Raw genomic sequence first — 15,822 nt, forward strand, 5'->3', positions numbered from 1 at the left:
GCCGAAGGCTGCGATCTTTTGATCTTGTTTTTTAAAAGCAACATCAAAAGATCGCAGCCTTCGGCAGCTCCTACAGGGGGGGGCCGGGCAGTTAGTTCGGGACGCGGCGGCCGTCCAGTACCCGGTTGACCATCAGTTCACTGAGCATGATCACCTGATGCAGCATCAGCATGGCCCGGCGCTGTGGGTGGTCGACGACGTCGCCGATATCGCGGGCCATGTCGCTGGCGGCGGCCAATGATTCGCAGGCTTCGACGAGCAAGGTTTCTTCGTCCACGGTGGGGTCGATGAGGAAGATTCTGTTCGCCTTGCATGACGAGGTTGAAGGGATCGAGATCTTCAATGCGCCGGGGTTGAGGTAGAAGTTGATGGCGCGGTCGGTTGCCGCTTTTATCTTCTGCGGGTCGAGGGCTGGGTCGTACGGGATCGAGGTGTCTGGGGGGTTAGGTGTGGCTTTGAACATAAATATCTAATTCCTGATTGAGAGCCGCGACCGTTCTCTACTAAAAGAAGGGTGGCGGCTGTGCACAGGTTAGTAGACCGGAGGAATTAGCAAGACCGGCGCGCTCGAGAGCGCCCTGCGCACAACCACCATCGAAGTGCAGGCAATAGATACGCCTGGCTCAATGGGACTCATGCACTTACTAAAACCATACGGGCTACTAAACCCGACCACCGATGGGCAGTGGCAGGAAAACGATATAGCGCAGGGTATGGTCGTGTAAGCCGGCGGATTCTGGCGTACGCGTAGGTAACGGCGCAAGGCGTTGTAGCCGTTATGGCGTAACGGTTCGTGTACTTTAAACGTGGTTGCGGGGTTATGTTTATTTGCGGGGTTTGCTCTGTTGTTTTGATTTTGTCTGATAGGCCGCTTTCGCGAGCAAGTCGAATCGTCGCACCGCCGCTCCCACAGTTGGAATGCTTGCATTCAGTGGGAGGTTGGTCGGCTTGTGAGCCGTCATCGCTGGCAAGCCAGCTCCCACAATTTGACCGAGTGCATTCAGTCGGAGATTGGTCGATCGGGAGACCGCTTTCGCGAGCAAGCTCGCTCCCACAGGTTTCCTGGCGGCTCTGGTGATTTGCATTACGGCCTGAGGCATCTGGAAGGAACTGCCCGCTCACAGACCAGTCGCATGAACAGGAAGCCGTTTTTTCAGAGGAGTGAACGTGTCCAGCGATCCCAAGCGTCACGCCGTAGACGCCCCCGTCATCCATCGCCTGCGCGTGCTGACGGTCAACACTCACAAGGGTTTTACCGCCCTCAACCGGCGCTTCATCCTGCCGGAACTGCGCGAAGCGGTGCGCAGCACCTCGGCCGATCTGGTGTTTCTGCAGGAGGTGGTGGGCGAACACGAGCGCCATTCCAATCGCTACCACGAGTGGCCGCAAACCTCGCAATACGAATTTCTTGCCGACAGCATGTGGAGCGACTTTGCCTACGGGCGCAACGCGGTGTACCCCGATGGTCATCATGGCAATGCCCTGCTGTCGAAATACCCGATCCGCGAATACCGCAACCTCGACGTGTCGATCACCGGCCCCGAGCGCCGCGGCCTGCTGCACTGCGTGCTGGACGTACCCGGCCACGCCGAAGTCCACGCGATCTGCGTGCACCTGAGTCTGCTGGAAAGCCACCGCCAATTGCAGTTGCAGTTGCTTTGCCAGTTGCTCGAATCATTGCCCGACGATGCACCGGTGATCATTGCCGGCGACTTCAATGACTGGCAGTTGCAGGGCAATATCGCCCTCGCCCGCCGCGATTATCTGCACGAAGCCTTCGAACGCCACCACGGCCGCCCGGCCAAGACCTACCCCGCGCGTTTTCCACTGCTGCGCCTGGACCGCATTTACCTGCGCAATGCCAGCAGCCACGACCCGCAGATCCTCGGCAACAAGCCGTGGACGCACTTGTCGGACCATTTGCCGCTGGCGGTCGAAGTGCATTTGTGAGCACAGACAACGACTTAGATATGTGCAGAAAAACAAACACTTGCAGCGCCTGATTTAGCCGTACCGCTCATCGTTCAGTTTCTTGACGCATGGGCATCACTCTTCTTATCTCTACCTTACTACCCCCGGAATCACTAACCGGGGCGACCCTTCCGGCACTCGCGAAATCGAGCGCCGCGGTTCGCCCCGCCCCATTCGGTCGCCCCTCGTTCGGGGTAGGAGAGACGCCAGAAAAGAGAGCCCGCATGCGCTTGCAAGGTAGACCTCCATGAAAAGCTCATTCACCCCGCAAGAAATCAAAGTGACGTTTTGCACAGTGTCGAGTTCGATTCTGCTGTGCTCATCCATGGAGGCGCAGGCCGGACCTGCGGCGGATGAAACCACTCCCTGGTATCACCAGGACATGCCCGTTCTGACCCTGCCGGCAACCGTTGTCACCCCCGAGCCACAACGCCTGAGTCCACGTCCCGATTTGCGCGGCACCGACCTGATCACCGAAGATCTGGCGCCGGCAGCCTGGGACCGGTTGTACGGACAAAGCGCCCGGCAAGCGCAAACCGACGTGCTTTCGCCAGGTTTTGCCACGCCCGGCAACGGCGACTTCAAAGGCCCGCCCGTGCTCACCGTGCAAAGCGCCGGCGGTCACACCCAGACGCTCGGCCTGATTGGCGGATACAACCAGATCCAGGCCAACAGCGCCGGCCTGTTCAGCAGCCGCGCCCTCGCCGATCCGACCACCGACACCCTGAATCTGCAAGGCCAGAGCCTCGGCGCTTATTACCGCCTGACTGGCGCGCAAGGCTGGCATGTCGACCTGACGGCCAGCGGTGGCCGGGTCAGCGGTTTCAGTCGCAACGAACAAGGCGTGCGCCAGGCCACCGAAGGCAGTGCGATGACCTTCTCGGTCGAAGGTGGGTATCCGATCGGCCTGGGCGGCAACTGGGTGGTTGAACCCCAGGCGCAGCTGATCAATCAGCGCATCACCCTCGACACGCCGTACGCGGGTGCCGGCAACGCTTCATCATCGGATCTGTCGGCATGGAGCGGCCGCGTCGGCGCCCGCCTCAAAGGTAGCTACGATGTGAACGGTCTGCCCGTGGAACCCTACGTGCGCACCAACCTCTGGCACACGGTGTATACCGGCAACACGGTGACCCTGGACCAGGTCGACAAGATCAGCAGCAGCCGCAAATCATCGACGGTCGAATTAGGGCTCGGATTAGTGGCGCGGGTGACGCCGGCGGTCAGCCTGTATGTCAGCGCCGATTACAGCAGTGATGTGGATGACAATGACTTGAACGGGTTGATTGGCAGCCTGGGGGTGCGGATGCGTTGGTGATTTCGGCTTGAGGGGCGATGGCCTCTGAGCTGACGCCATCGCGAGCAGGCTCACTCCTACAGGGAGACGCATTCCAAATGTAGGAGTGAGCCTGCTCGCGATGGCAGCGACGCGGTCGCGGATCAACCCTCCGGCTTGAGAATCAACACCGCCAGCGGCGGCAGATTCAGCTCCAGCGACAGCGACTGCCCATGGCTCGGCACCTCTTCGGTAAACGCCCCGCCGCCATTGCCATAATTCGAACCGGCGTAGGTGTCGGCATCGCTGTTGAGCAGTTCGTTCCAGCGTCCGGCGAACGGTACGCCGACCCGGTACGACTGACGCGGCACCGGGGTGAAGTTGGCCACCACCAGCACCGGTTTGCCGTCCTTGCTCCAGCGCAGCCACGCGTACACGCTGTTGATCGCGTCATCGCCAATCAACCACTGGAAGCCCTGCGGTGCATCGTCCTGGTCGTGCAGCGCCGGTTCTTCGCGGTACAAGCGATTGAGGTCGCCGACCAGTTTCTGCACGCCTTTGTGTTCCGAGTATTGCAGCAGGTACCAGTCCAGTTGCTGATCGTGATTCCACTCGCGCCACTGGCCGAATTCGCAGCCCATGAACAACAGCTTCTTGCCCGGATGGGTCCACATGAAACTCAGATAGGCGCGCAGGTTGGCGAATTTCTGCCAGCGGTCGCCGGGCATCTTGTCGATCAGCGAATGCTTGCCGTGCACCACTTCGTCGTGGGAGATCGGCAGGATGAAGCGCTCGGACCAGGCGTAGACCAGACCGAAACTCAGTTCGTTATGGTGATGCGCGCGGTACACCGGATCCTGCTGGATGTAGTGCAGCGAGTCGTGCATCCAGCCCATGTTCCATTTGTAGGCGAAACCGAGACCACCCTGCTGGGTGCTCTGACTGACGCCCGGCCATGCGGTGGACTCCTCGGCGATCACCAGCGCCCCCGGGGCTTCCAGTTCGACCACGTCATTCAAGTGCCGGAGGAAATCGATCGCTTCCAGATTCTCGCGCCCGCCGTGACGGTTCGGTACCCATTCGCCGGCCTTGCGCGAATAGTCGCGATACAGCATCGAGGCCACCGCATCGACGCGCAGGCCATCGATGTGGAAATGCTTCAACCAGTGCAACGCCGACGCCAGCATGTAGCCGTGAACTTCAGTGCGCCCAAGGTTGTAAATCAGCGTGTCCCAGTCCTGATGAAAGCCTTCCAGCGGGTTGCCGTATTCGTACAACGCCGTGCCGTCGAACTGCGCCAGACCGTGAGTATCAGTGGGGAAATGCGCTGGCACCCAGTCGAGGATCACGCCGATGTCGGCGCGGTGGCAGGCGTCGACGAACTCACCAAATTGCTCCGGCGTGCCGTATCGGGCGCTCGGGGCGAATTGCGAGAGCAACTGATAACCCCATGAGCCGCCAAACGGGTGCTCCATGATCGGCATCAGTTCAATGTGGGTGAAACCCAGTTCCTTGACGTAAGGAATCAAGCGCTCGGCCAGTTCCGGCCAAGTGTACTGGCGGGCGACTTCGCCCAGATCGTCCAGTTCGCACTGCCACGAGCCGGCATGCAATTCGTAGATCGACAGCGGCGCTGAATGCTTCTGCCGCTCGCGGCGGCCGTTCATCCAGTCCTGATCCTGCCAGTTGATCTGCAGCGGTGCGGCGACTTTCGACGCGGTGTCCGGCGGCAGGCTGGTGGCCAGGGCCATCGGGTCGGCCTTCAACGGCAGGATGCCGTGGGCGCCGAGGATTTCGTACTTGTACAACTCCCCTGCTTGCAGGCGCGGAATAAACAACTCCCAGACCCCGGATGGATGCCGCAGGCGCATCGGATGCCGGCGACCATCCCACACGTTGAAATCGCCGACCACCGACACTCGGCGAGCATTCGGCGCCCACACGGCAAAGCGCACGCCGTCGACGCCATCGACGGTGGTCAGTTGCGCGCCGAGGCAACTGCTGAGGTCGCGGTGATTGCCTTCAGCGAACAGATACAAATCCATTTCGCCGAGCAACTGACCGAAGCTGTAGGGATCTTCCGCGACCTGTTCGCCGCCGGCCCAACGCGTGCGCAGCAGATACGGCCGCGCCTGATCGAAGTGACCGACAAACAATCCCGGTGTTTCGGTGGCTTGCAGTTCGCCGCGTTCTTCACCGCTGTCCTTGTCCAGCACTTCGACTTTCAATGCACCCGGCAGATAAGCGCGGATGAACTGCCCACCGGCACCATCACCGTGCGGGCCGAGAATGGAAAACGGGTCGTGGTGTTCAGCGCGCACCAGGGCGTCGATGTCCCGCGCCGCCGGCAATAACGCTTCTTTAGCGTGACCCTGTTCCTTGTTCGAGAAACTCATGACTACTCTCCACCAAGATCGGAAAAGGGTTTAAGCCCCGTCAATAACCCATACAAACCGTGCAACGGCACGGGCAGCCACGTGGGGCGATTTTCGGCTTCATAGGCCACTTCATAGGCCGCCTTCTCCAGGCCGAACAGCGCAAGCGCAGCGTCGGCACCCGCAGGATCCTGCCAGGCATGATCAAGACTAGCTGCCGCTTGGCGATATGCCTGAACAAATGCCTCGCGCGCCTCACGCAGGTAGCGCTCGGCAACGCGATGGCGGGCCGCTTCCGACTCTGGACTGTGATCGACGTTGTGCACGTTGATCGTCATCGCCGCCGCGTAATCGAAGGAACGCAGCACGCCGCTGACGTCCTTGTACGGACTGTGTTTGCCGCGCCGTTCGTGCAGCGGCCGCGCCGGTTCACCCTCGAAATCGATCAGATAGGCATCGCCCTTGATCACCAGCACCTGACCCAGGTGCAGGTCGCCGTGGACGCGAATCCGCAAACCGCCAACGGCTTTCTGCGCGAGTTCCTGCACATGGCCGAGGATGACTTTTTTGTTGTCGAGCAGCCGCGCGACCATTTTCTGATCCGCCGCGCTCAGATGACTCTGATGCTGCTTGAGCAGCTTCAACGCATGCTCGACCTGCGCCGCGACGTCCTTGCCAGTGGCTTGGGCGTCCTTGGCGCTGGTGGTTTGCGGGGCGAAGTCAGCGTTGTCGCTTGGCGCCGCCAGCACTTGATGCATTTCGCCCAGACGCTGGCCGAGCATGCCGGCAAAGTCCTTCAGCTCGCCGAGGGCGTTGTAATGCTGTTCCTGCTCGGACATCGCGTCCGCCAGTTCATCACGCAACGCTCGTTCGAGGTTGTTCTGCGTCCATTCCCAGGCATCGCCCTGATTGCTCAGATAGCCTTGGGCGATCATCAGCAGATTGTCCTCGCCCGCGCCATCGCGGCGAATTACCGAGCCGAGCAGCGGCGAGATGTTGGCGAAACCGGCCTCGGTCAGATACGCGCTCATTTCCAGCTCCGGGTGAACACCCGAAGCGACCTTGCGGATCAGCTTCAGCACCAGACTGTTGCCGATCACCACCGAACTGTTCGATTGCTCGGCCGACAGATAACGCACCTCGGATTCGGCACCGAGGCCGAGTTTTTCCAGTTGCGCGGTCGGCGCAAAACGAATCTCGCCCTGTTCGGAGTTGAGCACGGTGTTGCTCTGCATGCCTTGCAGCACCGCGTGGACAAACGTTTCGAGGCTGAACGCGTCAGTGATCAGACCGACCTGACGCCCGCGACGAACACGCGACAATGCCAGTTGCTGCGGCAACGCCGGGCCGACCTGATCTTCGGCGATGAAGCCGAACGGCAGTTGATAGCGGCTGGTCTGCCCGGCGCTGGTGACTTCGATCTCGCTGAGCAACACCGGATGCTGCGCATCGCCGAAGCGCACGCCGTAGGCCAGATTGACCTGCTCGATGGCTGCGTCCTTGCCGGCGAACCAGCGGCGGTTCTGCAGCCAGCTCGGCAGAATGCTCTGCTCCAGGGTGTTGCGGGTCGGCGTTTCGAGCAGTTCTTCCATGCGTTTTTTCAGCACCAGCGTGGTGAAGTCCGGCAGGCTCTGCGCCGGTTCCACGTGCCAGCTCGGCATCTGGTTTTCCGTGGCCAGGGCGAACCAGTAGAAACCATACGGCGCCAGGGTCAGGAGGAAATTCAGTTGGCCGATCGGCGGGAACGCGTTACCGCCGAGCATCTCCACCGGGACCATGCCGACGTAGGCCGACAGATCGAGTTCCGCCGCCTGCGCGCTGCGCGAGACGTTGGCCACGCAAAGAATGATTTCGTGCTTGCCGTCGGCGTCGGTGAATTCCCGGGTGTACGCCAGAATCCGCCGGTTGCTCGGCGAGAGCATCTTCAGCGTGCCGCGACCGAACGCCTTGGACTGCTTGCGCACGGCGAGCATGCGCCGCGTCCAGTTCAGCAACGAATGCGGATCGCCAGCCTGAGTCTCGACGTTGACCGACAGATAACCGTATTGCGGATCCATGATCGGCGGCAGCACCAGACTGGCCGGATCGGCGCGGGAGAAGCCGCCGTTGCGGTCGATCGACCATTGCATCGGCGTGCGCACGCCGTCGCGGTCGCCGAGGTAGATGTTGTCGCCCATGCCGATTTCGTCGCCGTAATACAGGGTCGGCGTGCCGGGCATCGACAGCAGCAGGCTGTTGAGCAGTTCAACGCGGCGGCGGTCACGCTCCATCAACGGCGCCAGACGCCGACGAATGCCAAGGTTGATCCGCGCGCGGCGGTCAGCGGCGTAGTAATTCCACAGATAGTCGCGCTCTTTGTCGGTGACCATCTCCAGCGTTAACTCATCGTGGTTGCGCAGAAAGATTGCCCACTGGCAGTTGGCAGGAATTTCCGGGGTCTGCCGCAAAATGTCGGTGATCGGGAAGCGATCCTCCTGGGCCAGCGCCATGTACATGCGCGGCATCAGCGGGAAGTGAAAGGCCATGTGGCATTCGTCGCCGTTGACGCCCTCGGCATCGGTGTCGCCGAAGTACAGCTGGGTGTCTTCCGGCCATTGGTTGGCCTCGGCCAGCAGCATGCGGTCCGGGTAATTGGCGTCGATCTCGGCCCGGATCTGCTTGAGGACGTCGTGGGTCTCAGGCAGGTTTTCGTTGTTGGTGCCGTCGCGTTCGATCAGGTACGGAATCGCGTCGAGACGCAGGCCGTCGATGCCCATGTCCAGCCAGTAACGCATCACCGACAGCACTGCTTTCATTACTTGCGGGTTGTCGAAGTTGAGGTCGGGCTGGTGCGAGTAGAAACGGTGCCAGAAGTACTGACCGGCGACCGGATCCCAGGTCCAGTTCGACTTCTCGGTGTCGAGGAAGATGATCCGCGTGCCGTCGTACTTCTGATCGTCATCCGACCACACATAGAAGTCGCGCGCCGCCGAACCGGGCTTGGCCTTGCGCGCCCGCTGGAACCACGGGTGCTGATCCGAGGTGTGGTTGATGACCAACTCGGTGATCACCCGCAAACCACGCTTGTGCGCCTCGGCGATAAAGCGCTTGGCGTCGGCCATGGTCCCGTAGTCGCTGTGTACGCCGCGGTATTCGGCGATGTCATAGCCGTCATCGCGACGTGGCGACGGGTAGAACGGCAGCAGCCAGATGGTGTTGACGCCGAGTTCGGCGATGTAATCGAGTTTGGCGATCAGGCCGGGAAAGTCGCCGATCCCGTCGTTGTTGGAGTCGAAAAACGATTTGACGTGAACTTGATAGATCACCGCATCCTTGTACCAGAGCGGGTCTTTGATAAAGGTGGCTGCCTTGGGTTTCTTCGCCATGTGAAACTCCTGTTCAATTCTGTCAGACCACACGGATGCCCTGTGATGAGGGGCTCTGTGGTGAGGGGATTCATCCCCGACGGGCTGCGAAGCGGCCCTGCTTTTATTCAGTTTTACCCGGTTGTTCTTTGTGGCTGCTGCGCAGCCAGTCGGGGATAAATCCCCTCACCACAAGTTTTTGAGCAAGGTCTTACGCGGCAGTAATCCGCCAGATCCCGAACGGCTGGAACGCCGGGTCAATGCGCATGAACTGATACTTGCCATGCCAGTCCCAGCGATGCCCGTTCATCAAGTCCTCACCGTGGGTGGTCGCGTCGTCGGGCAGGCCCATCTCCCACAGCGGCAGTTCGAAATTGGCTTCCTGCACGTTGTGCGGATCGAGGCTCACCGCCACCAGAATGAAATTGCTGCCGTCAAAGCTGCGCTTGCCGAAGTACAGAATGTTGTCGTTCCAGGCGTTGTAGACCTTCAGCCCCAGATGCGTGTGCAGCGCCGGGTTCTGCCGACGGATGCGGTTGAGCTGGGCGATTTCGGCAATGATGTTGCCCGGCGCATTGAAGTCGCGGACGCGGATCTCGTACTTCTCCGAATCAAGGTATTCCTCCTTGCCCGGCACCGGCGCCGATTCGCACAGTTCATAACCGGAATACATGCCCCACAGGCCCGACCCCATGGTCGCCAGCGCCGCGCGGATCAGAAACCCCGGCCGCCCCGACTCATGCAGGAACGCCGGGTTGATGTCCGGCGTGTTGACGAAGAAGTTCGGCCGGTAGCATTCGCGCCACGGCGACTCGTTGAGTTCGGTGAAGTAGCTCGCCAGTTCCGACTTGGTATTGCGCCAGGTGAAGTAGGTGTAGCTCTGGCTGTAACCGACCTTGCCCAGACGCGCCATCATCGCCGGTGTGGTGAACGCCTCGGCGAGGAAAATCACCTCCGGGTGCAGCGCCCGCACATCGGCGATCAGCCATTGCCAGAACGGCAGCGGCTTGGTGTGCGGATTGTCGACGCGGAAGATTTTCACACCTTCGTTGACCCAGCCGACGACGATATCGCGCAGCTCGACCCACAGACTGGGGATCGCGTCCGGCGCATAGAAGTCGACATTGACGATGTCCTGGTATTTCTTCGGCGGGTTTTCCGCGTATTTGATCGTGCCGTCCGGGCGCCAGTTGAACCAGCCCGGATGCTGCTTGAGCCACGGGTGATCCTGCGAACACTGAATGGCGAAATCGAGGGCGATTTCCAGGCCATGCTCAGCGGCGGCGGCCACCAGCCGGCGGAAGTCTTCGCGAGTACCGAGCTGCGAGTGAATCGCCTCGTGCCCGCCCTCCTCACTGCCGATGGCATACGGACTGCCCGGATCTTCCGGGCCGGCGGTCAGGGAATTGTTGCGGCCCTTGCGGTGGGCGCGGCCGATCGGGTGGATCGGCGTGAAGTACAACACGTCGAAGCCCATGTCCTGAATCATCGGCAGACGCGAGTGCACGTCGTTGAACGTGCCGTGACGCTTGGGATCGTCAGTAATCGAGCGCGGAAACAGCTCGTACCAACTGGCAAACTCGGCCAGTTCCCGTTCAACATCCACCGGGAATTCGGCACTCAAGCTCAGATAGGCACGGTGATCGGCCTGCAACATCAATTGCGCACTGCGCGAGTGCAGAAACAGCGCCACTTGCTCGGTTTCGAGCAGGCCGGACAATTCATGATGCAAGGCGGCGAGCTGTTCGCTGAGATGACCGTCGCTGCGCTCGGCGGCCTGCAGCACCATGCTGCGCCCTTCCTGCAGTTCGAGCGACACCGGGACGGCGGCGTTGTGCTTTTTCTCCAGTTCGTACTGGAAACTGGCGAAATGGTCGATCCACGCTTCGATGCAGTACAGATAGCGACCCTGGTGGTCCGGACGAAACTGCCCCTGCCAACTGTTATTGCCCAGCTCGTTCATCACCTCGCTGTGCCAGGACTCTTCGCCCTCGGCACGCCAGCGGATACGCACGGCCAGCTTGTCATGGCCGTCGGCGAAGACCTTGCTGGTGACGATCACGTCACGCTCGACGATCGACTTCACGGCAAACTGCCCGCCATCGAGGGTCGGCATGGTGTTTTCGATCACGATGCGCGGCAGCAGCAACGCCTGCGACAGCGGCATGTGCGGGTTGTAGCTCTGCTCTGAAGGTTTTTCAGCAGACATCGAGCATCTCTCCTTAACGCCCCAAGGACGCTCTTGTGCCGGAACAGTGTTCACAATGAGGCACCGGCCCCGACTTGAACTCACTTAGGTTCCGAGCGACCGGCGCGGGGAAAAGTTCACAGGGATTTGTCTGGTCAGAAAAGCGGATCGAATTCATCACACGGTGGTCAATCCACTTAAGCACTTCTCACGCCATGTGCCACACGGAGGTCTACAGATGAACATCCCGATCCCGGCCGAAACGCCTGATCCGAACATCGACAAACCCACCCTGCCCGAGACCGAGCCACAACCGGTCCCCGAGCAGGAACCCCCAGGCACCACGCCACCGCCGAAGGAAGAGCCGCCGACGACGATGCCACCGGTGATCGTCTAAGCACGCAGCCGATCGTTCCCACCATCATGGGAACGATCGGTTACAGGTGCTGGTTTTTCTCCCCATCCTTCTCAAACATCCTGACCACCCGTGGCATCACGCTGAAAATCCCCAGCGCCAGCAAAGTGCTGAGCAGCGCCGTCGCTTCCCTGCCCAACCCGGCTGCCACGCCGATCGCCGCCGTCATCCACAACCCGGCTGCCGTGGTCAGTCCTTTCACGTGCCCTTCGTCACCCTCCTGATTCTTCAGAATCGTCCCGGCGCCCAAAAAGCCGATCCCGGCGATCACTCCCTGCAACACCCGGCTCATCGCATCGGATTCAGCCCCCGAGGTCTGCGGCACCAGCACAAACAGCGCCGCCCCCAACGCCACCAGCATGTGCGTACGCACCCCGGCAGCCTTGCCCTTGTGCTCGCGTTCGAAACCGAGAATTCCGCCCAGCACCGCCGCCATCAACAGGCGCACGGTGATGCGCGTCAGTTGCGAGGCATCGCCGACGTCGGCGAACTCCGCTTGCAGCGTCACCCACACTTCATGCCACCAGGCGTTCATCGCTCCCTCCTTTCTTATTGGTCGTTAGTGGATGGACAGCAGCGACCATTAATCAGTTGCGCAGAACGATCGGCCACGCGCGCGCCCTAACCTCTCAGGTACCCATGAAAAAGGACAGCCTCATGCCCGTTCGAATCGATGAATCCAATCCCGAATCCAAAGTGTGTTTTTTCACCGTCGAAAATGGTGAAGAAATTCGTATCTGCGACACGCTGGAAGTCAAAACCGATAGCGAAAAAGCCATGTCGTTCGTAGAGATTGAAGGCCGGCGCGTTTACATCACCGAAGCAGAAGCCGATGCACTGACCGTCGCCGGTGCGAAGGATGGCCGCAAGCACCTGAAGGCTGACGAGAGTGATTCGGTGATTTGACTGATCCGGATCAACATCCGGCGCAGACGCCTGCGATAGGCGTTTGCGCCTGCGTCTGCGGGCTGCTTCAAGTTGTCGCAGGATGTGTACTAAACGCCATCTGATACGCTTTTTATTCAAATAGCTGAGTCTGTTATGCAAACAGATCGGCGCTCATAGTTCATCCGCCTGATGGAGGCTGATGAGCGAATGACCATGAGCGAACAAATCCCCGTCCGAACCGTAGAAGCAAGCCCCACCATAAAAAATGTGCCTGGTCGCCCGATGAAGGCGAAGGCCGGCTCCACCGACAATCACATCCACACCCGCAGTTTCACCGGCCTGTTCCGCACCTTGCGCATCAGCGGCGCGGGCTTTCTGTTTCTGCTGTTCTTCGGCACCGTGTGGCTGAACTGGGGCGGTCGTCAGGCCGTGCTGTGGGACTTGGCCGAAAGCAAATTCCATATCTTCGGCGCGACCTTCTGGCCACAGGATTTCATCCTGCTCTCGGCGCTGCTGATCATTGCTGCGTTCGGTCTGTTCGCCATCACCGTGTTCGCCGGCCGGGTCTGGTGCGGTTACACCTGCCCGCAGAGCTCGTGGACGTGGATCTTCATGTGGTGCGAAAAAGTCACCGAGGGCGAACGCAACCAGCGGATCAAACTGCAAGCGGCGCCCTGGGGTCTGAACAAACTGGCCCGGCGCGCGGCCAAGCACACTCTGTGGCTGGCGATCAGCGTGATGACCGGGCTGACGTTTGTCGGCTACTTCACGCCGATCCGGCCGCTGGCCGAAGAGCTGTTCACCCTGCAGATCGGCGGGGTCAGTCTGTTCTGGGTACTGTTCTTCACCGCCGCCACTTACATCAACGCCGGTTGGCTGCGCGAAGCGGTGTGCATGCATATGTGCCCGTATGCGCGGTTCCAGAGCGTGATGTTCGACAAGGACACCCTGGCGATTTCCTACGACGTCGCCCGTGGCGAAAACCGTGGCCCGCGCAAACGCGACGTGAAACCCGCCGAAGCCGGCCTCGGTGATTGCATCGATTGCCAGTTGTGCGTGCAGGTGTGCCCGACCGGCATCGACATCCGCGACGGCCTGCAGATGGAATGCATCGGCTGCGCAGCGTGCATCGACGCCTGTGATTCGATCATGGACAAAATGAATTACCCGCGCGGCCTGATCCGCTACAGTTCCGAACGCGAATTGCAGGGCGGCAAGACCCACTTGCTGCGGCCACGGCTGATCGGCTACGTCGCGGTGCTGCTGGTGATGATCGGCGCTCTGGCACTGGCCTTGGTCGAACGGCCGATGGTCTCGCTCGACGTGACCAAGGATCGCGGGCTGTTCCGCGAGAACGGTCAGGGCCAGATCGAGAACATCTACACCCTCAAGGTCATCAACAAGACCCAACAGCGCCAGGACTACACCCTGAGTCTCGTGGAGGGCGATGGCTTCCAGTTGCAGGGCAAGACCGAACTGAGCCTGGCGCCGGGAGAGATTGTCGATGTGCCCGTATCGGTGGCGATGACCACGGAACGCCCGGCCAGCAGCTCGCAGACCTTGAGCTTCAAGATCGCCGACAGCGACGAGCCCGAGATTTATAGCGTGGCGAAAAGCAGGTTTGTGGCGCCGATGAATCGCTGAGCCGTTAGAATCCTCCCCCTCACCCCAGCCCTTTCCCCCCAGGGGGCGAGGGGGAAAGGGAGCAGATCTCAGTGGCTTTCAAACCCGAGTTCGACTCCGGGCTTTCAAGTCGGCGTAACTCGAACATACAACCCGATCAGTCCCCTCTCCCCCCGGGAGAGGGCTAGGGTGAGGGGCTTTCCCTGACACCCTACACACCCAACCAGCACCAAGGCCCCCGATGAAACGCTACGAAAAATTCGCCGACGACATCGCTGAACTGATCCGCTCCGGCGTGCTCGGCCCCGGGCAACGGGTGCCGTCGGTGCGCTACGCCAGCCAGACTTACGGGGTCAGCCCGTCCACGGTGTTCCAGGCCTATTACCTGCTGGAACGTCGCGGTCTGATCCGCGCGCGGCCGCGCTCCGGTTACTTCGTCAACACCCACGCACCGAGTCCGTTCTCGGAGCCGGTGATCAGCAGCCACGTCAACGACTCCACCGAAGTCGACGTCAGCGAACTGGTGTTCTCGGTGCTGGAATCGATCAAGGATCCGAGCACCGTGCCCTTCGGCTCGGCGTTCCCCAGCCCGACCCTGTTCCCATTGCAACGGCTGTCACGTTCGCTGGCCAGTGCGGCGCGGGAGATGGACCCGCGCATGGTGGTCACCGACATGTCGCCGGGCAACCCGCAACTGCGTCGGCAGATCGCCCTGCGCTACATGGTTGGCGGCTTGATGCTGCCGATGGAAGAACTGCTGATCACCAACGGCGCCCTCGAAGCGCTGAATCTGTGCCTGCAAGCGGTGACCGAGCCGGGCGATCTGGTGGCCATCGAAGCCCCGGCGTTCTACGCCAGCCTGCAAGTGCTGGAGCGCTTGAAACTCAAAGCCGTGGAAATCCCCGTGCACCCGCGCGACGGTATCGACCTCGGCGTGCTCGCCCAGACCCTGGAGCGCCATCCGATCAAGGCCTGCTGGTGCATGACCAGTTTCCAGAACCCGATGGGCGCGACCATGCCCGAGGCGAAGAAACAGGAACTGGTGGAACTGCTGCGCCGGCATCAGGTGCCGCTGATCGAGGACGACGTCTACGCCGAACTCTATTACGGTCAGCAGGCACCGAAACCGGCCAAGGCCTTCGACACCGAAGGGCTGGTGATGCACTGCGGTTCGTTCGCCAAGAGCCTGGCCCCCGGCTACCGCATCGGCTGGGTCGCCGCCGGGCGTTACGCACAGAAAATCGAACGGCTGAAACTGATGACCTCGCTCTGTGCCTCGATGCCGGCGCAAGCGGCCATCGCCGACTACCTGCAACACGGCGGCTACGACCGCCACTTGCGCAAACTGCGCTACGCCCTGGAAGAACAGCAAAGCGCGATGCTCGCAGCGATTGCCCGCTATTTCCCGGCGCAGACCCGCGTCAGCCAGCCGGCGGGCGGCTACTTCCTTTGGCTGGAACTGCCACCGCAGATGGATTCGTTGAAGTTGTTTCAGATGGCATTGGCGCAGGGCATCAGCATCGCGCCGGGGCCGATCTTCTCGCCGACTCAGCGGTTCAGGAACTGCATTCGCCTGAATTACGGCAGCCCGTGGACCGAGGATTCGGAGAAGGCGATGGAGACGTTGGGGCGGATTGTGCGGTCGTTCTGACAGACAGATGTTGGGGCTTATGACGCCTTCGCGAGCAAGCCCGCTCCCACAGTAGACCGCATTCCATCTGGAGAAACGCGGTCTACTGTGG

The 15,822-nt window shown here is 61.0% G+C and carries 11 protein-coding genes; 6 read left to right on the forward strand and 5 right to left on the reverse strand.

The features are described from left to right. Nucleotides 1-91: 91 nt before the first annotated feature. Nucleotides 92-463, reverse strand: a complete 372-nt coding sequence (locus tag QMX91_RS20390; RefSeq protein ID WP_135295709.1) for a hypothetical protein — start codon at nucleotides 461-463, stop codon at nucleotides 92-94. A gap of 704 nt (nucleotides 464-1,167) precedes the next feature. Here QMX91_RS20390 and QMX91_RS20395 point away from each other — a divergent pair. Then, entirely contained in the window at nucleotides 1,168-1,950 is a 783-nt protein-coding gene (locus tag QMX91_RS20395) for an endonuclease/exonuclease/phosphatase family protein (protein WP_210557002.1), read from the forward strand. Nucleotides 1,951-2,218: 268 nt separating this feature from the next. After that, nucleotides 2,219-3,289, forward strand: coding sequence for an autotransporter outer membrane beta-barrel domain-containing protein (locus tag QMX91_RS20400; protein ID WP_282413261.1), 1,071 nt, complete (start codon nucleotides 2,219-2,221; stop codon nucleotides 3,287-3,289). Nucleotides 3,290-3,411: 122 nt separating this feature from the next. Here QMX91_RS20400 and glgB read toward each other — a convergent pair whose 3' ends face one another. From glgB to QMX91_RS20415, 3 genes are all read right to left on the reverse strand, one after another. Continuing rightward, nucleotides 3,412-5,643, reverse strand: a complete 2,232-nt coding sequence (glgB, locus tag QMX91_RS20405; protein ID WP_095135576.1) for a 1,4-alpha-glucan branching protein GlgB — start codon at nucleotides 5,641-5,643, stop codon at nucleotides 3,412-3,414. A 2-nt stretch (nucleotides 5,644-5,645) separates the two neighbouring features. Next, nucleotides 5,646-8,987: a maltose alpha-D-glucosyltransferase gene (treS, locus tag QMX91_RS20410; protein WP_282413262.1), complete on the reverse strand. Its 3,342-nt coding sequence runs from the start codon at nucleotides 8,985-8,987 to the stop codon at nucleotides 5,646-5,648. Between the two features lie 190 nt (nucleotides 8,988-9,177). Next, entirely contained in the window at nucleotides 9,178-11,175 is a 1,998-nt protein-coding gene (locus tag QMX91_RS20415) for an alpha-1,4-glucan--maltose-1-phosphate maltosyltransferase (protein WP_282413263.1), read from the reverse strand. Nucleotides 11,176-11,392: 217 nt separating this feature from the next. Between QMX91_RS20415 and QMX91_RS20420 the strand changes: the two genes are divergently transcribed. Continuing rightward, on the forward strand, nucleotides 11,393-11,551 hold the full coding sequence (locus tag QMX91_RS20420) for a hypothetical protein (RefSeq protein WP_007966757.1): 159 nt from the start codon (nucleotides 11,393-11,395) through the stop codon (nucleotides 11,549-11,551). Between the two features lie 40 nt (nucleotides 11,552-11,591). On the opposite strand, the gene QMX91_RS20425 is transcribed toward QMX91_RS20420, so the two are convergent. After that, on the reverse strand, nucleotides 11,592-12,104 hold the full coding sequence (locus QMX91_RS20425) for an MgtC/SapB family protein (RefSeq protein WP_027613723.1): 513 nt from the start codon (nucleotides 12,102-12,104) through the stop codon (nucleotides 11,592-11,594). A 122-nt stretch (nucleotides 12,105-12,226) separates the two neighbouring features. Here QMX91_RS20425 and QMX91_RS20430 point away from each other — a divergent pair, with 122 nt between their 5' ends. The 3 genes from QMX91_RS20430 to mapR all read left to right on the forward strand — a co-directional run bounded on the left by QMX91_RS20430 (nucleotide 12,227) and on the right by mapR (nucleotide 15,731). After that, nucleotides 12,227-12,475, forward strand: coding sequence for a DUF3203 family protein (locus tag QMX91_RS20430; RefSeq protein WP_134786282.1), 249 nt, complete (start codon nucleotides 12,227-12,229; stop codon nucleotides 12,473-12,475). 195 nt (nucleotides 12,476-12,670) lie between these two features. Further along, nucleotides 12,671-14,101, forward strand: a complete 1,431-nt coding sequence (gene ccoG, locus QMX91_RS20435; RefSeq protein ID WP_096797351.1) for a cytochrome c oxidase accessory protein CcoG — start codon at nucleotides 12,671-12,673, stop codon at nucleotides 14,099-14,101. Between the two features lie 220 nt (nucleotides 14,102-14,321). Then, nucleotides 14,322-15,731 carry a GntR family transcriptional regulator MpaR gene (gene mapR, locus QMX91_RS20440; RefSeq protein ID WP_008087199.1) on the forward strand — a complete coding sequence of 470 codons (1,410 nt, stop codon included), beginning with the start codon at nucleotides 14,322-14,324 and terminating at the stop codon, nucleotides 15,729-15,731. The last annotated feature ends 91 nt before the right edge of the window (nucleotides 15,732-15,822 follow it).

This window comes from Pseudomonas sp. PS01299 (assembly GCF_029960145.1).
GTDB lineage: Bacteria > Pseudomonadota > Gammaproteobacteria > Pseudomonadales > Pseudomonadaceae > Aquipseudomonas > Aquipseudomonas putida_A.